Origin of the sequence: Lactiplantibacillus garii (genome assembly GCF_003885105.1) — a bacterium.
In the GTDB taxonomy this organism is placed as follows: Bacteria; Bacillota; Bacilli; order Lactobacillales; family Lactobacillaceae; genus Lactiplantibacillus; species Lactiplantibacillus garii.
Genome location: NZ_QWZQ01000016.1, coordinates 33807 through 55910, shown reverse-complemented (window position 1 = coordinate 55910; position 22104 = coordinate 33807). Strand labels below are relative to the sequence as shown.

17 protein-coding genes, 1 riboswitch and 1 other annotated feature are annotated in these 22104 nt (G+C 50.3%); of the genes, 12 read left to right on the top strand and 5 right to left on the bottom strand.

The window, feature by feature from the left end:
- Position 1 precedes the first annotated feature (1 nt).
- The 5 genes from purM (at position 2) to D1831_RS06355 (ending at position 5917) form a co-directional block, all read left to right on the top strand.
- On the top strand, positions 2–1027 hold the full coding sequence (gene purM / locus D1831_RS06375; RefSeq protein WP_125072097.1) for a phosphoribosylformylglycinamidine cyclo-ligase: 1026 nt from the start codon (positions 2–4) through the stop codon (positions 1025–1027).
- Complete coding sequence (gene purN / locus D1831_RS06370; protein ID WP_125072096.1) at positions 1020–1598, top strand: phosphoribosylglycinamide formyltransferase; 579 nt, start codon at positions 1020–1022, stop codon at positions 1596–1598. Before purM ends, purN begins: the two co-directional genes overlap by 8 nt.
- 1 nt (position 1599) lies before the next feature.
- Complete coding sequence (gene purH, locus D1831_RS06365) at positions 1600–3132, top strand: bifunctional phosphoribosylaminoimidazolecarboxamide formyltransferase/IMP cyclohydrolase (RefSeq protein ID WP_125072095.1); 1533 nt, start codon at positions 1600–1602, stop codon at positions 3130–3132.
- A gap of 17 nt (positions 3133–3149) precedes the next feature.
- Complete coding sequence (gene purD / locus D1831_RS06360) at positions 3150–4385, top strand: phosphoribosylamine--glycine ligase (RefSeq protein ID WP_125072094.1); 1236 nt, start codon at positions 3150–3152, stop codon at positions 4383–4385.
- Positions 4386–4451: 66 nt separating this feature from the next.
- Positions 4452–4683 (top strand) — a binding site (T-box leader).
- Positions 4684–4756: 73 nt separating this feature from the next.
- Entirely contained in the window at positions 4757–5917 is a 1161-nt protein-coding gene (locus D1831_RS06355) for a 5-methyltetrahydropteroyltriglutamate--homocysteine S-methyltransferase (RefSeq protein ID WP_125072093.1), read from the top strand.
- 161 nt (positions 5918–6078) lie between these two features.
- On the opposite strand, the gene D1831_RS06350 is transcribed toward D1831_RS06355, so the two are convergent.
- Positions 6079–6927, bottom strand: coding sequence for an AraC family transcriptional regulator (locus tag D1831_RS06350; protein ID WP_125072092.1), 849 nt, complete (start codon positions 6925–6927; stop codon positions 6079–6081).
- Between the two features lie 119 nt (positions 6928–7046).
- Between D1831_RS06350 and gap the strand changes: the two genes are divergently transcribed.
- Positions 7047–8060 (top strand): type I glyceraldehyde-3-phosphate dehydrogenase, encoded by a 1014-nt coding sequence (gene gap / locus D1831_RS06345; protein WP_125072091.1) that lies wholly within the window; start codon positions 7047–7049, stop codon positions 8058–8060.
- Positions 8061–8272: 212 nt separating this feature from the next.
- Here gap and D1831_RS06340 read toward each other — a convergent pair whose 3' ends face one another.
- On the bottom strand, positions 8273–9586 hold the full coding sequence (locus D1831_RS06340; RefSeq protein ID WP_225422804.1) for an NCS2 family permease: 1314 nt from the start codon (positions 9584–9586) through the stop codon (positions 8273–8275).
- 87 nt (positions 9587–9673) lie between these two features.
- Positions 9674–10024 carry a winged helix-turn-helix transcriptional regulator gene (locus D1831_RS06335; protein WP_125072090.1) on the bottom strand — a complete coding sequence of 117 codons (351 nt, stop codon included), beginning with the start codon at positions 10022–10024 and terminating at the stop codon, positions 9674–9676.
- A gap of 147 nt (positions 10025–10171) precedes the next feature.
- Between D1831_RS06335 and D1831_RS06330 the strand changes: the two genes are divergently transcribed.
- A complete protein-coding gene (locus tag D1831_RS06330) occupies positions 10172–11191 on the top strand; it encodes a zinc-binding alcohol dehydrogenase family protein (RefSeq protein ID WP_125072089.1) in 1020 nt (339 codons plus the stop codon).
- Positions 11192–11297: 106 nt separating this feature from the next.
- Here D1831_RS06330 and D1831_RS06325 read toward each other — a convergent pair whose 3' ends face one another.
- Both D1831_RS06325 and D1831_RS06320 read right to left on the bottom strand, forming a co-directional pair.
- Positions 11298–12638: a nucleobase:cation symporter-2 family protein gene (locus D1831_RS06325; protein WP_125072088.1), complete on the bottom strand. Its 1341-nt coding sequence runs from the start codon at positions 12636–12638 to the stop codon at positions 11298–11300.
- Between the two features lie 90 nt (positions 12639–12728).
- A riboswitch (purine riboswitch) is annotated at positions 12729–12827 on the bottom strand.
- A 101-nt stretch (positions 12828–12928) separates the two neighbouring features.
- Complete coding sequence (locus D1831_RS06320) at positions 12929–14518, bottom strand: PucR family transcriptional regulator (protein WP_125072087.1); 1590 nt, start codon at positions 14516–14518, stop codon at positions 12929–12931.
- Positions 14519–14916: 398 nt separating this feature from the next.
- Here D1831_RS06320 and pyrR point away from each other — a divergent pair, with 398 nt between their 5' ends.
- The 5 genes from pyrR (at position 14917) to carB (ending at position 22100) form a co-directional block, all read left to right on the top strand.
- Complete coding sequence (gene pyrR / locus D1831_RS06315) at positions 14917–15459, top strand: bifunctional pyr operon transcriptional regulator/uracil phosphoribosyltransferase PyrR (protein WP_125072086.1); 543 nt, start codon at positions 14917–14919, stop codon at positions 15457–15459.
- 149 nt (positions 15460–15608) lie between these two features.
- Positions 15609–16544 carry an aspartate carbamoyltransferase catalytic subunit gene (locus D1831_RS06310; RefSeq protein WP_125072085.1) on the top strand — a complete coding sequence of 312 codons (936 nt, stop codon included), beginning with the start codon at positions 15609–15611 and terminating at the stop codon, positions 16542–16544.
- A gap of 3 nt (positions 16545–16547) precedes the next feature.
- Complete coding sequence (locus D1831_RS06305) at positions 16548–17840, top strand: dihydroorotase (RefSeq protein WP_125072084.1); 1293 nt, start codon at positions 16548–16550, stop codon at positions 17838–17840.
- Positions 17837–18931, top strand: coding sequence for a carbamoyl phosphate synthase small subunit (locus tag D1831_RS06300; protein ID WP_125072083.1), 1095 nt, complete (start codon positions 17837–17839; stop codon positions 18929–18931). The genes D1831_RS06305 and D1831_RS06300 overlap by 4 nt, the downstream gene beginning before the upstream one ends.
- A complete protein-coding gene (gene carB / locus D1831_RS06295) occupies positions 18924–22100 on the top strand; it encodes a carbamoyl-phosphate synthase large subunit (RefSeq protein ID WP_125072082.1) in 3177 nt (1058 codons plus the stop codon). The genes D1831_RS06300 and carB overlap by 8 nt, the downstream gene beginning before the upstream one ends.
- Positions 22101–22104: the final 4 nt, after the last annotated feature.

The window sequence follows — 22104 nt, the reverse complement described above, 5'->3', positions numbered from 1 at the left end:
AGTGAGCGATGCGTATAAAAAAGCGGGGGTCGACATCAACGCCGGCTACGAAGTTTTAAAAACGGTCAAAAAGATGAGCGGTAATACCCAGCTGGGCGCCTTTGGCGGGTTGTTTCCCCTTAGTCAAACGAGTGTTAGCAATGATCCGGTCCTGGTGGCCGGTACCGACGGTGTGGGCACCAAGCTACTAGTGGCGATTGCCGCTGACCAACACGATACGATTGGGATTGACTTAGTCGCAATGTGTGTGAATGATATTTTGGCGCAGGGGGCTCTCCCCCAGTTTTTCCTCGATTATCTGGGACTCGGTCACACCGACCAGCAACGGGTCAAAGCAATCCTTGCGGGAGTGGTCGCTGGTTGTGAACAGGCCCACGCTAAACTGATTGGTGGGGAAACGGCTGAAATGCCGGATATGTATGGTCAGGCCCACTACGATTTGGCCGGTTTTGCGGTCGGAATTGCCGACCGGGCCGCACTCCTCAGTCCAGAAAACGTGCTCGCCGGTGATGTCTTGATTGGGTTACCGTCCAACGGGTTGCATTCTAACGGGTTCAGCTTGGTGCGGGACATATTATTTAAACAACACCAGTTCAAGTTAACCCACGTTTTTGCTGAGTTGGGCCACGACTTGCAAACCGAACTGTTGCGGCCCACAAAGATTTACGTGGACGCCGTGGCACCGCTGCTTAAAGCTAAAGCGGTCGCTGGTATTGCGCACATTACGGGGGGCGGTTTGATTGAAAACGTCGCCCGGGCGTTACCGGCAGGCCTGAGTGCCCAGCTGGATAACGGGACTTGGCCGGTTCCGCCAATTATGCCCCTCTTGGCTGAGCTGGGGGACCTGACTACGGCTGACTTACGAGCGACTTTTAATTTGGGCTTGGGGATGGTCCTAATTGTTCATCCTGACAAACTCGCGGCCGTGACCGCTAGTCTCAGCGCAGGTAACCAACCGTTTTACCAGGTCGGTACCGTAGCGACGGGCAACCAACCAGTCGTTTTTAGGGAGGCACAGCATGACTAAAACGATTGCGATTTTTGCTTCCGGCAACGGGACGAACTTTGTGGCGCTGCAACGGGCCGTGGTGGATCGCCAGTTACCCGTAAACGTTGGACTGTTAGTTTGTGACCAGCCCAACGCGCCGGTAATCAAAAAGGCTCAGGCCGTTAACGTTCCCGTCTTGATCGTCAATTTTCACGATTACCAAAATAAGGCCGCGGCCGAAGCCATTATCTTGACGGCGTTGCAGGCGCGGCACGTGGACGCCGTTCTACTGGCGGGGTACATGCGGATTATTGGACCAACCCTGTTGGACGCTTATCCGCATAAAATTATTAACTTACACCCCGCGTTACTCCCGCATTTTCCCGGTCGGCACGGTATTGAAGACGCCTTTGCTGCCGGCGTGAAGGAAACGGGCGTTACGATCCACTACATTGACGCGGGAATCGATACGGGTCAGATTATTGAACAACGGGTGGTGCCAGTCTACCCAACCGATACGCTAACAACGCTGGCAACTAGAATTCATGATTGTGAACACCAATTTTATCCCGACGTGTTACAAACACTCATAACTAAAGGAGCTATTTAAGATGACAAAACGTGCATTATTAAGTGTTTCCGATAAACAGGGTTTAACCGACTTTGCCAAGGGGCTGGTTGCCCTTGATTACGAACTGGTTTCGACTGGTGGAACTAAAAAAGCCCTTGAAGCAGCCGGTATTCCGGTAATTGGGATCGAAGAAGTTACTGGTTTTCCGGAAATGTTGGACGGGCGGGTCAAAACGTTACACCCGAAGGTTCACGCTGGTTTGTTAGCACGTCGCGACGTACCCGCGCACATGGCTCAATTAAAGGAAGCGGGCATTACACCGATCGACATGGTCGTGGTTAACCTGTACCCGTTTAAAGCGACAATTCAAAAACCCGACGTTACTCAGGCGGAGGCCATTGAACAGATCGACATTGGCGGACCGTCCATGTTACGCTCGGCTGCCAAAAACTTTGCGGCGGTCCTACCAATCGTAGACCCGGCCGACTACGATCGCATTTTGACCGACTTACGGGAAGATAAAGTAACGCCAGAATTGCGGCAAAGATTGGCGGCGAAAGTGTTCCAGCACACTGCCGCGTACGACGCCTTGATTGCGCAGTACTTAACGACCGATGAATTTCCGGATAAATTGACGTTAACTTACGATAAAAAACAAGCCCTGCGTTATGGTGAAAACAGTCATCAACAGGCGGCCTTTTACGAAAACGCGTTACCAACGACGTTCTCAATCACGGCGGCTAAACAGCTCCATGGTAAGGAACTTTCGTATAACAACATTAAGGATGCCGATGCGGCCTTACGCATGGTGAGTGAATACACGCAACCCGCCATCGTGGCCATGAAACACATGAACCCGTGTGGGGTGGGACTTGGTGAAACGATTGAAGCGGCTTGGGATAAAGCGTACGCGGCCGATTCCATTTCCATTTTTGGCGGCATCATTGCGTCGAACCGGCCGGTTGATTTAGCCACCGCCGAAAAGATGCACGCGCTGTTCCTCGAAATTATCATTGCACCAAGTTTTGACGACGACGCCTACGAAGTTCTGGCTAAGAAGAAGAATCTACGACTACTAACGGTCGACTTTGATCAAGCGCACACCGCTGATAAATTTGAAACGATTTCGGTGGGCGGTGGTTTGTTACGGCAAGAAGTCGACAACGCTTTCGAAACGCCGGCCGACTTTACCGTTGTGACCAAGACACAACCGACCGCGGCCCAATTAAAAGCCTTGGCATTTGGTCAACAAGTTGTGAAACACGTTAAGAGTAACGCCATCGTGGTCACAACTGCCGACCGGACCCTGGGCGTGGGTTCGGGTCAAATGAACCGAATCGATTCGACGAAGATTGCCATTAAAAAGGCCATGAGTAAACCCGGTTACGAAAACGCCATTTTAGCCTCCGACGCGTTCTTCCCGATGGATGATTGCGTGGAATACGCCGCCCAGCACGGCATTCGGGCCATTGTTCAACCCGGCGGTAGTATTCGTGATAAAGATTCGGTTGCAATGGCTGACCGTTACGGGATTGCCATGGTAACGACCGGCGTCCGGCACTTCCGTCATTAATTGAAAGGTGGCAAACCATGGCTAAAGTTTTAGTAGTTGGTAATGGCGGTCGTGAGCACGCCATCGCTAAGCAAATGTTAGCTAGTCCCCAAGTGACGGCGGTCTACTGTGCGCCGGGGAATCCGGGGATGCGGTTGGATCACATTCAGACCGTGGCCATTAACGAGATGGATTTTACGGCGTTAGCGGAGTTTGCCCGTCAGAACACGATCAGTCTGACCTTTATTGGGCCGGAAGTCCCCCTGGCGGCCGGTATTGTGGATTACTTTCAGGCGGCCGGCTTAGCTGTTTTTGGTCCGCACCAAGCAGCCGCGCGGTTGGAAAGTTCCAAGGTTTTTGCAAAGGAATTTATGGCCAAACACCACATTCCAACGGCGGGGTACCGACTATTTCATAACTTGGACGACGCGTTAACGGACAGTGCGCGGCGAGGTTTACCCCAGGTTATTAAAGTGGATGGCCTGGCTGCGGGGAAGGGTGTGACCGTGGCAACGAGTGCCGAGCAGGCGCGTGACGCGTTGACCCGTGCGTTTGAGACCACCGATACCGTTTTGATTGAAGACTTTGTTGCGGGTTTTGAATTTTCCCAAATGGTACTGGTTGGTGGGAACCATTACGTCCTTTTGCCGACCGCGCAGGACCATAAACGCTTAGACGATGGTGATCGGGGTCCTAATACTGGTGGAATGGGAGCTTACTCACCGGTCCCCCAAATCACACCGGCAGTTCTTCACCAAACCGTTCAAACCATTATTGAACCGACAATTGCCGGGTTGAAGGCGGACGGGTTAAGCTTTGAAGGGGTGATTTACGTTGGTGGTATTTTGACACCGGCTGGTCCGCAAGTCATTGAATACAATTTACGACTGGGTGATCCGGAAACGCAGATTCTCTTACCACAACTTCAAAGTGATTTTTACCAGGTTATCATTGATCTCTTACAGCACCGCCAACCGGTAGCCCGGTGGCAGAGCGGCTCAACGTATTTGGGAGTTGTTTTGGCCGCACCGGGGTACCCTGGCCCCACTCAGCAGGGGGTTCCCGTGCCAACCGTTCCAGGGGCTTACTATGCCAGTGTGGCGGGGCAGCCTAATCGGTTAACCAGCGCCGGTGGTCGGCTGATGATGCTAACCGGCAAGGCTGACCAGTTGGCTACTGCGCAAGCTGCCGTTTATGAACAATTAGCACGGCTGGATTTGGGGCCGTTGGTTTACCGGCACGACATTGGTGCGAAGGGCCTTCGTCAAAAATAATTAACAAGTGCCTTGACAAAGTCCGTTATTACCACTATGATTTAATCATCATTTAATCGTAATCTAATTTTTGCGTTGAAGAGAAGAGTAGCGACCTACCAGCACAACAGCGAACCCGGATGGTGGAAACGGGTGTGTTTAACGGTGGTGAAGATGAGCTCTGAGCACGTCTGGGGGTTAACGCTCCCTGACCGGTTGCAACCGTTAGCTTGCCGGGTATCAATTGGTACCGTTAAGGTTAATTATGCAAATGATTAACGAAACTAGGGTGGTAACGCGCGAAATAAACGTCCCTTCTAATCACAGTGGTGATTGGAAGGGACGTTTTTTATGGTTAAAAATTTAGTAATCAATTAACGGGGGTCACACTTATGACAACAACTGAAACTTTTACGAACCGGACAACTTCACCATTTCGTTATGACGTGGTCGGCAGCTTTTTACGTCCACAGGCTTTAAAGACGGCACGTCAACAGTACGCGACGGGACAATTAGACGCTGCCGGGTTAAAGGCAGTGGAAGACGCTGAGATTATCAAGTTGATCCAACAACAGGAAGCCGCGGGACTCAAAGCGGTTACCGACGGGGAATTTCGGCGGAGCTGGTGGCACCTAGACTTTTTCTGGGGGCTACAAGGCATTACTAAGAAGACGTTGGATCAAGGGTACGTTTTTCACGATGAAGAGACCCGGGCTGAATCCGCCTACGTTAGTGGTAAAATTGACGGCCATAACCACCCGTTTGTGGACGCGTTCAAGTTCGTTTATGCCCACGTAAGTGATGGAATTCAGGTCAAACAAACCATTCCCGCCCCGGCCCAGTGTTTAGCGGAACTACAACGACCGGAAAACGTTGCGGCGTTACGGCAAGTCTACGCAACCGATGAAGCGGCGGTCCACGATCTCGCTGCCGCTTATCACCAAGTGTTGTTGGACTTATACGCTGCCGGTGCACGCACGGTTCAATTGGACGACTGTACGTGGGGGATGTTAGCCGGGAACCATGCTAAGGGTGCCGAAACCGGCGACGTATCCGCACGTAACGACGCGGTTTTAAACCAAAATAAGCAACTCTACTTACAAGTTAATAACGAAGCCGTTCAGGACTTACCCAGCGATTTAACGATCAATACCCACATTTGCCGTGGGAATTATCATTCTACCTGGGCATCTGCGGGTGGGTACGAAACGGTGGCCGACCCGTTGTTTAACCACGAAAATGTCCACGCCTACTACTTAGAATACGATAGTGACCGGGCCGGGGGTTTTGAACCGTTGAAACTCGTTAGTGATAACAAGCTGGTGGTTTTAGGCTTGATCACGTCCAAATCTGGTGAATTAGAAGACCGCCAAACGATCATTGACCGGATCCACGAAGCGGCTAAGTACGTTCCGTTAGACCGGCTATGCCTCAGTACCCAGTGTGGCTTTGCGTCCACCGAAGAGGGTAACATCTTAACACCCGCGCAACAGTGGGCAAAGGTGGCACTGGTGAAGTCAATTGCGGAAGAAGTTTGGGGACTAGGGGACTAGTTGAAGATAAAACAGCGGCTGTGACTTTTGTCACAACCGCTGTTTTATCTTCGAACAATTATTGTCGAAACGGGTTTCAAAAGTCAGCGGGCTCCGCTTAACCGCTAACCGACTTTTGGCACACTCTGACTACGCTTAGTCGAGTTTCGAACGCTTAAGGGTTAGATAATGGTTGCTAATTCACGGGAATTTAGCCGGAATGCGGTTGGTGAAACGCCCCGTTGTTTTTGGAACTGCTTAATGAAGTAGGTTTCATAATCGTACCCCACGGCCGCGGCAATGTCGGCTAGGCTCATCCCGGTGTGAATTAGCAGTTGATCAGCCACAGCTAGTCGGTAGTGTGCTAAATAGGTCATGGCGGTCATATTAACCCGCTCATTAAACTGCCGGTTAAGTGAGACCCGGTTGAGGTGGGCAACGTTGACTAAGTCGGCGAGCGTAATTTTGGTATCGTAATTGGTGTAAATGTAATCCAACACGTTGTCGACACTAGAAGTAACGTGTTCACGGTTGAGGTCTTCTAATACTTTAAGAATCTGAATTAAATATTTTTTGATGCGGCAGACCCAGAGGTGGTCACTTTGGGCAAAGACCTCGGTTCCAAGAATAAAAAAGAATTGGTGGAGTTTTTCAAAAAGGGCCCGCTGAAGGTGGAAAATCTTAAGGCGGGACTCTTTAGCCGTAAAACGACTCAATCCGTTCATTAATTCGGGCGTTTTGATATGGTATTCTTGGTACTTTGAATAGGGAACGGTTTTCAAAAAATCGCTTTGAAATTGAAATGCCTGTGCGGCCGGCTGCCGACTATCCGTTAATTCCCAGGTGTCGTGGGGAGTTAAAAATAGGATTACCGGTGCTTTTAAACTAACGGGGCGCTGGTTTAAATTGGCTGTTAAACTGCCGTTCGTGATAAAAATTAATTGAAGACAATTAGTTGTCATATTTTGAAAGTCAACGTGTGGTTTGAAGTCGATTTGAACATCACGTTCTTTATACCGATCATGCTGCATAAAATGCTCACTTCTTACAAAAAGTATAGTTAATCGTTACTTATTATACATTGTTTAAAAATCTAATCAACGTAGAATAAAGACTGTCATCAAGTTAATTTATTTAGGAGGTTATTACTATGACGGTAAAAGTTGCGATTAACGGTTTTGGACGGATTGGTCGGTTAGCATTTCGTCAAATGTTTGCCGCACCGGGCTACCAAGTTGTGGCAATTAACGATTTAACTGATCCCCAGATGTTGGCACACTTATTAAAACACGATTCAATGCACGGCCAGTACGAATTGGCGAAAACGGTCAAGTCGGGGCCCGACTGGATCGAAGTCGATGGTCAAAGGATTACCATCTATTCAGAAGCGGATGCCAGTCATTTACCATGGGGAACGTTACACGTGGACGTGGTACTTGAATGCACGGGGTTCTATACGTCTAAGGCGAAAGCACAGGCGCACTTGGATGCTGGCGCACAGCGAGTGGTAATTTCCGCGCCGGCTGGTAACGACTTACCAACGATTGTCTTTGGTACCAACGAGCAAACGTTAACGGCTAAGGACCGGATCATTTCCGCTGCGTCCTGCACGACGAACTGTTTAGCACCGATGACGGCGGCTTTGAACGTACTTGCCCCGATTGTAAAAGGGTATATGACTACGATTCACGCTTATACCGGTGATCAAATGACCCTGGATGGGCCGCACCGGAAGGGAGACTTACGCCGAGCCCGCGCGGCGGCCATTAATATCGTCCCCACGTCATCTGGCGCGGCTAAAGCGATTGGTTTGGTCATTCCATCATTATTGGGAAAACTAGACGGTGTTTCTCAACGGGTGCCGGTTGCGGACGGTTCGCTGACTGAATTGGTATCCGTTGTGGATGGCGACGTTAGTGTGGACGACGTGAACGGTGCCATGCGACGGGCAACCAATCAGTCGTTTGGCTATACTGAGGAAGAATTGGTTTCTAGCGACGTGATCGGGATTCGTTATGGCTCGTTATTTGATGCCACCCAGACTAAGGTAACCAGCTTGCCAAATCACCAGACATTAGTTAAAACCGTAGCGTGGTACGATAACGAGAATTCATACACTAGTCAGATGGTGCGGACGATTAAATATTTCGCAGAACTCGTTTAATGCGTGAGCAGTTGTCAATATAAAAAACGATGAGGCTGTGACAAAAGTCACAGCCTCTGTTGTATCTCCGTACAATTATTGTCGAAACGTGCGTCAAAAGTCAGCTGGCTCCGCTTAACCCCGTATGTCAAACAATCCAAACCCAGGATTATTCGCCATACGCCGTTAATGCTCACCAGCTGACCGACTTTTGGCACACTCTGATCGTTTTTTTAGGCCACGAAGGCGAAGTACAAAATGAAGACGACCATCATGGTCCACATTAACGCGTTAACTTCCCGCCAGCGCCCCTTCACGGTCATCGTGATTGGGTAAAAGATAAACCCAACGGCTAATCCTTCAGAAATGCTGTAAGTCAGGAGCATCATGATCATGGTGAAAAAGGCCGGTACCGCAATTTCAAACTTGGTCCAGTCAATGTATTGCACGTTGGACAACATCAAGATACCCACGATAATTAGTGCGGACGCGGTTACGGCCGACGTGATCACCGTTAAGACCGGTGAGAAGAAGGCAGCAATTGCAAACAAAACGGCCACGAAAACGGAAGATAAGCCGGTGCGGGCACCGACCGCTACCCCCGAGGTAGATTCCACGTAGGCGGTGGTGGGTGACGTCCCGAAGAGCGCTCCCAGAGTCGTTGCTAATGCGCCACTAAAGAGCGCCTTTCCGACGCCCTTGACTTCCCCGGTGTCGTGATTGACCATGCCAGCTTCGGTGGCGACCCCGACGAGGGTACCCGACGTATCAAATAAACCGATAATGAAGAAAGTCAAAATGACGATGATCATTTGAAACGAGTTGATGTCCGTCAGGTGGGTCAACGCCTGACCAAAAATGGGCTGAGCGCTCGGGACACCGCTAACGATCCCGGTCGGTAACGGAATGATTCCAAAGATCATGCCAACAACGGCCGTGATAAACATGCCCCAGAAAATTCCGCCGGTCACGTTAGCAGTTACGAGCATAATACCGATAATAATCCCAAAAATAGCTAATAAAACGGTTGGACTATGCAGGTTACCCAGGGCGACCGCGTTTGACTTGCTGGCAACGATGATCCCAGAAGTTTGTAAACCGGAAAAGGCAATAAACAGTCCAATCCCGGCAGAAACCGCGTACTTGAGGGCGCTGGGGATCAGATTGATCAGCTTATCGCGTAACTTAGACAGGGTCAATAAAATGAACAGAATCCCGGCAACGAACACGCCGGCCAGGGCAGTTTGCCACGGAATGTGCCATTCTTGGACCACCGTGTAGGTGAAGAAGGCGTTTAGCCCCATCCCCGGCGCGAGGGCGACCGGAAAGTTCGCAACGAGCCCCATTAATAAACAACCGACGATGGCGGCCATTACGGTCGCGGTGAAGACCGCCGTTTTGCTCATCCCGGTACTCCCAAGTAGTTCGGGGTTAACGGCTAAAATGTAGGACATCGCCAGAAAAGTGGTTAGCCCACCAACGAACTCCCGCCGGATTGACGTTCGGTTTTCCCGTAAATGAAATAGTTGCTCTAAAATAACACTCACTCCTAAATGAATAAAAAGTTAACAATCACACAATTAACCAGTATAACATACTGGTTTTGCGTGAAAAAGGGAAGTGGGTGTAACGGCCTAATTAGTGGCTAAATCGGGATTAATTTCGTTATAACGTTGTCCCCATTTAGCCATTTCAGAAATGATGGGCTCAAGACTCCTTCCCAGATCCGTTAAACGGTATTCAGTTTTGGGTGGCATGACCGGGTAGATGGTTTTTTGAATGATTCCGTCCGCTTCGAGTTCGTGGAGTTGGCGCGCCAACATTCGTGGCTGTAGCGCGGGCAGCAGCCGGTGAAAATCATGAAAGCGTAAGACGGTGTGGTGCATCAAATGGTAAATTAAAACGGCTTTCCACTTACCAGCAATAATTTGTAAGGTGCTGACAACCGGGCAGCCGGGTTCACAATCATAGCGATAACGTTGCATGTTCAATTTCCTCCTTAAAACGAGTATAGCAGGTCACGGACGTTTGCAGGTTGATGGTGTCTTTTGTGACACTTACTGACATTAATTGCAGGATTGTGTGTCCGTTGAAACGGCCTATCATGGAAAATGAAAGGGAGTTGATGATGAATGAAAGCAATTGGATTTACCAAACATTTACCAATCAGTAACGAACGAGCACTGGTGGATTTTGAAACGGCGCGGCCAGTAGCGCACGGCCACGATTTATTGGTCCATGTAACCGCGGTGGCCGTTAACCCGGTCGACGTCTTTGTATGGCGGGGACGCGGAGCTGCGAAGGAAACACCGACGATTATTGGCTGGGATGCCGTGGGGATCGTTACTGCGGTCGGAAATGCTTGTACGCTGTTTCAACCTGGAGAACGGGTCTTTTACGCCGGTTCCTTTGACCGGTCGGGTTGCGATGCGGAATACCAATTAGTTGACGAACGACTCGTGGGCCACGCCCCCGCCACGTTAACGGACGCCCAGGCGGCAGCGATGCCGCTCACTAGTTTGACGGCGTGGGAGAGCCTCTTCGAATTAATGCCCTTTGACTGGCAAAATCCTGCAGCGAACCACGCGAAGCGACTCCTGATCATTAACGCGGCCGGTGGGGTCGGATCGGTTGCAACCCAGTTAGCCCATTTAGCGGGCTTGAGGGTCATCGGGACGGCTTCACGGGCACAGTCGGCGGCTTGGGTTCAAGCAAACGGGGCCGACGTGGTGATCAACCATCATCAGGAGCTTACTCAGCAGTTGCAACAACGACAAATTACTAGTGTGGACGCCGTTTTAGAGTTGCATAATTTGACAACGTACTGGCCGGCCATCGCAACGCTGATCAAGCCGGCGGGCACCGTCGTTTCTACTACGCAGAGTAACGCCCACCTCAACTTAAATCTGATCAAAGCAAAACGGGTGCGCTTTGCCTGGGAATGGATGTATTCAAAGTCTCATTACCAAACGGCTGATATGGTGACGCAGCACCAAATTTTAGAGCAAATTAGTCAGTTATTGGACGCGGGACGGTTAAAGACGACCCTAACCAAAACGTTACGCCCAATTAATGCGGCCAATTTACGGGAAGCCCACCGACTCGTGGAAAGTGGCCGCATGCGTGGGAAGGTGGTTCTTACGAATGCCTAATTAAGGTTAATGACCGTAACGTCTAATCGGAGCGACAAAAAAACAAACTAAGCTTCTCGCACGGGGCGGAGAAAACTTAGTTTGTTTGGCTTGATGCTGGTGGAACTTAGTCTTGATTGGACTCGTTAAGCCCAACCGCTTCGTCATCGACCGTATTTTCCGCCGCGTGACGGTTAAAGAGCAGGTTGAGGAGCACCGCTGCTAGACTCCCAACGACCACCCCGTTACTCAACATGATCTGTAAAGCATTCGGTAAAAATTGGAAGATGTGGGTTTGGACGGTTACGCCTAAGCCGAGCCCAATGGAAACCGCGGAAACTAACAAGTTATTGTTATTACGGAAATCAACTTGGGCCAGCATGCGGATACCTTGAATCCCCACGATTCCGAACATCACGACCATGGCGCCGCCCAGAACCGGATCCGGAATGACGGTGGCCAGGGCCCCAATTTTAGGCAATAATCCGAGAACGACCAGAAAGGCCGCGGAGAAATAGATGGGTTTGCGCGTTTTAACTCCGGATAATTGAACTACCCCAACGTTTTCTGAGAAAGTTGAGTACGGGAAGGTGTTGAACAGCCCCCCTAAGATAACGGCGATGCCTTCCGCTCGGTAACCCCGTTTTAAGTCGTCACCCTCGATTTTTCGGCCAGTGATATCCCCCAGGGCGAAGAAGACCCCGGTCGATTCGACCATTGTCGTCAGGGAAACGAGGATCATGGTCAAAATTGAGGACCATTCAAAGTGTGGTGTCCCAAAGTAGAACAGGGTTGGCAGATGGAACCAGCTAGCTTCGGCGACCGGTTTTAAGGAGACCATCCCGAACGCGCCGGCAACTAAGGTTCCGGCTAAGATGCCAATCAGGATGGAAACCGACTTCATGAAGCCCTTGGCAAAGACGCTAATGAGTAAGATGATGGCAATCGTTAAAAATCCAATGCCGAGCGCCGGCAGGTTACCAAAATCTTTAGCGGTCGCGTCACCGCCACCTAAGTTTTGAAACGCGACGGGAATTAACGTGAAACCGATAATGGTAATCAGTGAACCGGTCACAACCGGTGGAAAAAGGTGTTTGATTTTAGAAAAGAGTCCGGCAATTAGAAAAATAAAAATTCCGGCGCCAATAATGGAACCGTACATGGTCCCTAAACCGTACGTTTTCCCGATTTCAATCAACGGGTTGACCGCCTGAACGGCACACCCTAAAACGACTGGTAACCCGATCCCGGTGACCGGGGTACGTTTTAATTGTAAGAACGTGGCAATCCCACACATGAAAATATCGATTGAGACCAAGTACGTTAACTGTTCGGTGGTAAAGTGCAGCGCCGCCCCAATTAAGAGGGGGACTAACACGTCACCGGAATACATTGCTAATAAGTGCTGAAACCCTAAAATGGCCGCTTTTACGTTGGAAATTTTAGGGGATGTAGAAACTTCCTTCAAACCAATCTTCCTCCTCAAGTTCGTTTACGCCCAAACGTGTTTGGACTTGCCAAGTTTTTATGTGCCTAAAAAGGCCACTCCCACAAACGGGGAGCGGCCTCGTTTGCTTATAGTCCAATCTTTACGGGATTGGGTAGAAACTCGTCAACCATATCATGACATTATATAGGCAATAAACTCGTATTTGAATGAAGATTATTCTAACATACAAAAAAACCGAATACAAACTTATGCGGATAATTTAATGTTCGTAAAATTCGGTTAATGATAAAATTTAAAAATGTAAACGTTCACTTTTGTGACGCTTGGTTGTGCCAGAGTAAAACGGCCATTTCTAACGTTTGGGTCTGTTCAGGGTCGTCTAGGTTGAGCGTCAGCATTTTTTCAACTTTTTTAAGGCGGTAAATGACGGTGTTCCGGTGAATTTCTAAGTGACCGGCCACTTCAGCGATGTTTTGGTGGTAATAAAAGTAACCGTAGAGCGTGTTGAGCAGGTTAAGCTGTTCGTGCGCGCTGATACCGCTCACGAGCCCCCCCAGCACCCGTTCCACGAACGACTTGGCTTCGTTGGCTGGAATTAATGAAATCAACTCCTTGACGTACTTCGGCCGGTAGATGGTGATGGCGTGCGGGCTATTTTTACTGAGCGCTAACGCTTCGGCCGCTTCGTTATAAGTGGTGGCTAATTCCGTCAACGGGAGGGTCGAGTAACTGTATCCCACGATCAACCGGGCGGCCTTGTCCAACTTCGGTTGGATAAAGTCTACCAGGGCGGTCAAAAAATGCTGGGCGTTTTGTTCGGCGTTGATCAGCAGGACCAATTGTTGCTTAAGTGAGAAGGCAATCACGGGTGCTTGGTATTCTTTAATAAACCACAGCGTAAGTTGCTGCACCTGTTCAAGCAGGTGGTTACTGAGTAACGTCTGGTGACTAGTGGTGACTAAAATGGTGGCACAGTGGAATTTTGTGCTTGGCTCAATGGCTTGGGCTTTAAGGGTTTTGTTGACTAAGTCGTTAGAAATACCTCCGTCCATGACGTTAAGGTAAAAACCACTTTGATTACGGAACGCCGACTCGTTGAGCATGTCGACCCGACTATTCACAAAACTGAGGGTGTTTAAAACCACCTGGGTCAACATTTGGTCGGTTGAGTTGCCCGGATCTAAATTCACGATCCCCACGAAAGCCTTGTTTTCTTTGTAGGCGGAAAAGAGGGGCGTAATCGTTAACTCAAGGTGTTGATAAGTCACGGTCGTCCGGGTATGTAAGTTAAAATAGTCGATGTTGGTTTGGTTACGTAAAAAATCGGTTAACGTCGCTCGGGTAACCGGTAAGCTTTGCGACCCACTAACGACCCGGAAGTGGCTGTCCATTAAAAACAGGGCGTGGTCTAAAATTTCACTACACTTGTTCAAGACCGTTGCGTGACTCGGATCTTTTAATAGGAGGTCGGCGAGACTTTGGTTAGCGTTAACGATCCGACTGAGTTCGTCCGTCTGGGATTTAAGAATAACGCTGAGCATTTTGCGCATCGTTTCGGAGATCAGTTCATCACCCGGAGTAATAATGATGGGAAAGGCCAGTTCGTCAGCTAGGTCGAGGACCGCTTTGGGAAGGTGGTCAACGTAACGGTGGTCCTTAAAGCCGAGTCCGGCACAGTTTGCGGCGTGCATCGCCTTGATTAACGTGGTCGGATCGGTCGTGGTATTGATGAAGGGGTAACCGTTGGTGATCAGAAATTGATCCGCCTTTAAAAAGTCCGCAATGTCGGGGGATTCGATCATGCCAATGTTGTTGATTTCCCGTTTTAAGCCGCGTTTACCCGCAATTACGCGCATGTGGTGCATGGACGGTGTTCGTAGTAGTGTTTGTAAACGCATGGTGATTCCCCCTAAAATTAGTTATCTTTCACAAGTAGTATACCGATAATTTGTCAGTTTGACTATAATTAAATGAAAAATAGATTAAAAATAAATTAATTTCGGTGTTGGTTTGGTTACCAATTTAACGAGTAGTTCGAATGATAAGTGGGATTCACCGTGGTTTCAACGTTATTTGGTTTATTAAGAAGAGGGGGCCAAAGCGGTTATGAAACAAACTTGACACCACTAGCAGAGTTGGTTACACTTATTGCAATTAAACAAGCACCTTTAACTTAGTCCTGTGAGGCTAACAAGGGGAACGGGTATTAGTGGGTCTCCGACGGTTTTCGCAGGAAAACGGGAGCCCTTTTTTTGACTCCTGAGGGTGAAATATAAAGAATGGAGCTGACTAAGAAATGGCACGAGAAGTCGTTGATGCAATGACCATGCGCCGCGCACTAACGCGGATCACTTATGAAATTATCGAACAGAACAAGGGTGTCGGTAACTTGGTATTTATCGGAATCAAGACACGGGGCATTTACTTAGCCGAACGGTTAGCACAACGCTTAAAGCAGTTGGAAGACGTTGACGTACCGGTGGGCTCATTAGACATCACGTTATACCGGGATGACCACCACGCCATTGACGTAGCGGGTCAGGCTAAGTTAAACGGCGCGGATATTCCGGTCGACATCAACGGCAAACACATTATCTTAGTTGATGACGTGCTCTTTACGGGGCGGACGGTGCGGGCCGCGTTGGATGCCCTGATGGACCATGGCCGTCCCGCCAAGATTTCTTTGGCCGTCTTAGTTGACCGGGGCCACCGTGAATTACCGATTCGCCCAGACTTTATCGGCAAAAACATTCCAACCGCGTTGGATGAACAAGTTAACGTCGCCCTTGAAGAACACGATGGGCACGACGGGATCACTATTGAAAAATTAGAAGGATAAATTGAATAACTAACCATTTAATTGTTTCCAGAGAGGAACGAAACGGTTTGGCCACGCGTGGCCGCTTGATCGGAGTCTAGCCTCTTTGCAAACAATTTTGCGGGAGCTAGACTTTTTTCTTTAAATTAAGACGGGAGACGCAAACAAACATGCAAACGAGTAATTACTTGGTCAGTGTTGACCAGTTTAACAATGAAGACGTCATGGATTTTATCAAGTTAGCACAAGCATTCAAGGCGGGCAAAACGGTGCGGCTAAAACGGCCAAGCTTTGCCATGAACCTCTTTTTTGAAAACAGCACCCGGACCCACACTAGTTTTGAAATGGCGGAACGCCGACTGGGGATGCAGGTGATTCCGTTTGATCCTAAAACCAGTTCGGTGACCAAGGGTGAAAGTTTGCTTGATACGCTTAAAACGGTGCAAGCTATCGGTATTGACCTAGCCGTGATTCGGCACCCGCGCGACCGTTACTACCAGCCCTTAACTGACGCGAACTTAGCGCTGAGCCTGATCAACGCCGGGGATGGTAGTGGGCAACACCCCTCACAGTCGTTATTAGATATGTTGACCATTTATGAAGAGTTCGGCCACTTTGACGGCCTTAAGATCGCCATTATTGGTGATCTAGCGCATTCCCGGGTGGCCCGGTCTAACATGGAACTGTTGACCCAGTTAGGCGCAACGGTCTACTTCAGCGGTCCCGCGGAATGGTATAACGCCGACTTTGCCAAGTACGGCGAGTACCGGCCCATTGACGAATTAGTTGGTGAAATGGACGTGATGATGTTGTTGCGGGTGCAGCACGAACGGTTAACCCAGGCCAATAACGAAGCGTTTGACGCTGGAGCTTACCACCGGCAATACGGGTTGACCGTTGCCCGGTACGCCAAAATGAAGTCGACCGCCATCATCATGCACCCGGCACCGGTCAACCGCGGTGTCGAACTGGCCAGTGAACTGGTAGAAGCACCCCAGTCCCGAATCTTTCAACAAATGACTAACGGCGTGTACGTCCGGATGGCGATGATCGCCCGTTTACTTGAATACAAAGGGCTGCTAACGGCCGCCCAATTGGAGGTTTAACCCATGGCAACTTTAATTAAAAACGCGCAGGTGTTAATGGATCACCAACTCGTTACCAACGATATTTTGATCAACGACGGTCACATTCAGGCCATTGGGCACCGGCTCAATGAACAATACGGCGCGGCGGAACACGTTATTTGTGCCGACCACCACTTTGTTAGCCCCGGTTTAGTCGACGTGCACGTGCATTTACGCGACCCCGGACAGACGGCCAAAGAAACCATTGCAACCGGAACGTTAGCGGCGGCTCACGGCGGATTTACGACCGTGGGTGCCATGCCTAACGTGGACCCGGTACCGGATACACCGCAAAAGGTGGCGGCGATGGTTGCCAAGAATCGGGAAGAAGCCCACGTCCACGTGGCCCAGTACGCTAGCATCACCAAGGGGCGAACGAGTGAAGAATTAGTTGATTTTGAAGGTGTTAAGCGGGCCGGCGCCTTTGCGGTTAGTAACGATGGTTCCGGAGTTCAAACGGCCGGAACCATGTATCAGGCGATGTGCGGCGCGGCGAAGGCGGGATTACCGTTAGCGGCCCACGTTGAGGACGATTCCTTGTACCAGGGTGGTGTGATGAACGCTGGCCCGGTTGCGGAACGCTTAGGCTTGCCGGGAATCAACAACGTTTCGGAAGCGGCTCAGGTTGCTCGTGACGTGATGCTCGCGGAAGCAAGTGGTGTCCACTACCACGTTTGCCACGTTTCAACGGCTGAAAGTATCCGGGTGATCCGCGACGCCAAGCGGGCCGGAATCAACGTGACCTGTGAAGCGTCACCGCACCACCTGTTATTGACCGACGAAGACATTACGATGGACAACCCGATGCTCAAGATGAACCCACCGCTGCGCTCCCCTAAGGACCGCGCGGCGCTGGTTGCCGGGTTGTTGGACGGGACGATCGACATCATTGCGACCGACCACGCCCCCCACACTGACGCGGAAAAACAAGGGAGTATGCGAACGGCCGCGTTTGGGATTACCGGGATTGAAACGGCGTTTGCCACGATGTACACGACCTTTGTAAAGACCCGCTTAATGAGCTTGGACCGGTTGATTGAGCTAATGAGCACCCGCCCCGCACAACTCTTTGGGCTTAAGGCGGCCGGTCAGTTAAAGGTGGGCGCACCGGCGGACCTGACGATCATTGACTTAGATCATGAATACGAAATTAAAGCGGAGCAAATGTTATCCAAGGGACACAATTCACCATTTATTGGCTGGCACGTTTATGGGGACGTGTTAATGACCTTAGTGGACGGCCAAGTGGTTTACGGAAAGGACCAGCAAAAATGAAACGATACTTAGTATTAGCCGACGGGAAGATTTACCCAGGAACTGGTTTTGGGGCACCAACGGCCACGGTCGGCGAACTGGTTTTTAATACCGGGATGAGTGGCTATCAGGAATCCATCACCGACCAATCGTATAACGGTGAAATTTTGATGTTTACGTACCCGTTGATTGGTAATTATGGTATTAATCGCGACGACCACGAATCAATCACCCCGACTTGTAAGGGGGTCGTGGTTCACGAAGTTGCTCGGCGTGCCAGCAATTGGCGCAGTGAAATGTCACTAGATGATTATTTAAAACAAAACGATATTCCGGGAATTACCGATATTGATACCCGGGCGGTCACGAAACATATCCGTGAAAAGGGTGCGATGAAGGCGACTATCGTGGACGAAGTGTTACCGGACACGGTCGAACGCTTAAAAGTGACCGAGCTTGGTAAGGCGGTCGTGGCGGAAAGTTCAACCCATAACGCCTACCCGAACCCGGCGACTGGTCCGAACGTGGTGGTCGTGGACTTTGGCTTGAAACATTCCATTCTGCGCGAACTGGCCAAACGCCACTGTAACTTAACGGTATTACCGTACAATACCACGGCGTCCGAAATCATGGCGCTTAACCCCGACGGCGTCATGTTAACGAACGGGCCTGGTGACCCGAAGGACGTTCCCAGTGCGTTGCCGATGATTCGCGAAGTTGAAAAGCACATTCCGTTATTCGGCATTTGCTTAGGTCACCAGTTATTCGCGTTAGCCAACGGTGCCGATACTTTCAAGATGAAGTTTGGTCACCGCGGCTTTAACCACCCGGTCCGTGAAATTGCGACTGGGCGGATCGACTTTACGTCACAGAACCACGGTTACGCGGTTTCCCGTGAATCACTAGCGAATACCGACCTGATGATCACCCACGAAGAAATCAACGATGACACCGTGGAAGGCCTGCGTCACCGGGATTACGCGGCCTTTTCCGTGCAGTACCACCCGGACGCTGCGCCGGGTCCCCACGATGCGGATCACATTTTTGATGAATTTATTGATTTAATGGCGGCCCATCAAGTGGCCCGGAAAGGAAGCAAGTTCAATGCCTAAACGCACAGATATTCATAAGATTATGGTCATTGGTTCTGGTCCGATTATTATTGGCCAGGCCGCTGAATTTGATTACTCAGGAACGCAAGCTTGCTTAGCCTTAAAGGAGCTCGATTATGAAGTGGTGTTGGTCAATTCTAACCCGGCCACCATCATGACGGATAAAGAGATTGCCGACCAAGTTTACCTGGAACCCATCACCTTAGAATTTGTTTCTCAGATTCTACGGAAGGAACGCCCCGACGCCATTTTACCAACGCTAGGGGGCCAGCAAGGGTTAAACATGGCGATGGAACTTTCCAAGTCCGGGATCTTGAAGGAACTGCACATTGAACTACTGGGAACCAAGTTAAGTGCAATCGACCAAGCCGAAGATCGCGAACAGTTCAAGGAATTAATGGAAAAACTAGGTGAACCGGTGCCGGCTTCCGGCATTGCGCACACGGTTGAAGAAGCCTTAGCGTTTGCTGATAAATCTGGCTACCCAGTCATCGTTCGTCCCGCTTTCACGATGGGGGGCACTGGTGGTGGGATTGCCGAAAATGCCAAAGAACTTCACGATATCGCCGAAAACGGGTTGGCACTGTCACCGGTCACCCAAGTTTTGATTGAACAAAGTATTGCCGGTTACAAGGAAATTGAATTTGAAGTGATGCGCGACGCCGCCGATAACGCGATGGTCGTCTGCAACATGGAAAACTTTGACCCGGTCGGTATCCATACCGGGGACTCGATCGTGTACGCGCCGGTTCAGACCTTAGCGGACCGGGAAGTGCAAATGTTACGGGACGCCTCCTTAAAAATTATCCGGGCGTTGAAAATCGAAGGGGGCTGCAACGTGCAGTTGGCCCTCGACCCGAATAGCTTCAAATACTACATTATTGAAGTTAACCCGCGGGTCAGCCGTTCTTCCGCCTTGGCTTCCAAGGCGACCGGTTATCCGATTGCTAAGATGGCCGCCAAAATTGCGGTGGGCTTGCACTTAGATGAAATTAAGAACCCGGTGACCGGGACGACTTACGCGGAGTTTGAACCGGCGTTGGATTACGTGGTTTGCAAGATTCCCCGTTGGCCGTTTGACAAGTTTACCAAGGCGGACCGCCGGCTCGGTACTCAAATGAAGGCGACCGGTGAAGTGATGGCGATTGGTCGTAACATTGAAGAAGCCACGCTTAAAGCGGTCCGGTCGTTGGAAATTGGGGTGCACCACATCGAAGAGCCAGCGCTTAAAGGCGTCGATGACGACGTTTTAAGTGATAAGTTGATCCACGCCCAGGATGACCGCCTGTTTTACTTGGCGGAAGCCATTCGCCGTGGCTACACGATTGAAGATCTCGCGGAACTCACTAAGATTAACGTGTTCTTCCTGGACAAATTGCTGCACATTATTGAAATTGAGCGGGCGTTGAAGCAGCACGTTGATGACCTCGACGTGCTAACGACCGCTAAACGTAACGGCTTTGCGGATCAGACCGTCGCCGATCTTTGGCACGAACAAATTGACGACGTTCGGCAGTTCCGAGAGAGTCACCAGTTGAAGCTGGTTTATAAAATGGTGGATACCTGTGCCGGTGAATTTGAATCGACGACGCCGTATTATTACGGGACTTACGAGTTTGAAAATGAAAGTCACGTTGATCAGAAACCGTCCGTGCTCGTTTTAGGTTCGGGGCCGATTCGTATCGGGCAAGGGGTTGAATTTGACTACGCGACCGTGCACTCCGTCAAGGCGATTCAAAAGGCTGGTTACGAAGCCATTATCATGAACAGTAACCCCGAAACGGTTTCGACCGACTTCTCGGTTTCCGATAAATTATACTTTGAACCGCTGACGATTGAAGACGTGCTAAACGTGATCGAACTTGAAAAACCACTCGGGGTCATCGTTCAGTTTGGTGGGCAAACGGCGATTAACTTAGCTAAACCGCTGGCCGACCACGGCGTTAAAATTTTAGGAACTAGCGTTACCGACGTGAACCGTGCCGAGGACCGGGACGAATTTGATAAGGTCATCAAAGCCCTACAAATTCCACAACCGGCCGGTGATACGGCTAGTGACGAGGAAACCGCGTTAACGATTGCTGACAAACTGGGCTATCCGGTACTGGTTCGGCCGAGTTACGTTTTAGGCGGCCGGGCGATGGAAATCGTTAAGAAACGGGCCGACTTAGACTACTACATGCATAACGCCGTTAAAGTTTCCCACGATCACCCGGTCCTGATCGACCGTTACTTGGTTGGTAAGGAGTGTGAAGTGGACGCCATCTGTGATGGTGAGACCGTCCTGATTCCGGGGATCATGGAACACATTGAACGGGCCGGGGTCCACTCCGGGGATTCGATGGCAGTTTACCCGCCACAGTCGTTATCGGCTGCGGTTCAAGCTCAAATTGTTAAGTACACGGAGCAACTTGCAATCGCGCTGAACTGCGTGGGGATGATGAACATTCAGTTCGTCATTCACGATGAACAAGTCTACGTGATTGAAGTTAACCCGCGGGCTAGTCGAACGGTGCCGTTCTTAAGTAAGGTGACCGACATCTCGATGGCCCAAGTGGCGACCCGGGTGATCTTGGGGCAGTCTTTACAAGCGCAGGGCTTTGAAACCGGCTTAGTAAAACCAGGCGCCCTCGTTCACGTGAAGGCACCGGTATTTTCCTTCTCGAAGCTGAACCAGGTTGATAGTTTGCTGGGACCCGAAATGAAGTCAACGGGTGAAGTCATGGGCTCCGATAAAACGATGGCTAAGGCGTTGTATAAAGCGTTTGAAGCGGCTAAGTTACACGTGCCGAGTCACGGAAACGTGCTCATTACGGTCAAGGACGATGACAAACCGGAAGCCTTCAAACTAGCGCAACGGTTCCACGCGCTGGGGTACCAGCTCTTAGCAACGCGGGGGACGGCCAGTTACTTGACTGATCACGACTTACCGGTTACTGTCGTTAAGAAAATTACCAACGGTGAAGACGACCTCCTGCACCAGATGGAAGCGGGACAAATTCAGGTCGTAATCAATACCGTTTCCGACGAAGAACAAGCGGCCGATGACGGAGCGCTGATCCGGAACACGTCGATTGCCCACGGTATTCCGTTGTTTACCGCGCTGGATACGGTCGCGGCCATTTTACAAGTTCGGGAATCACAATCATTCGTCACACAGGCGTTATAGGAGG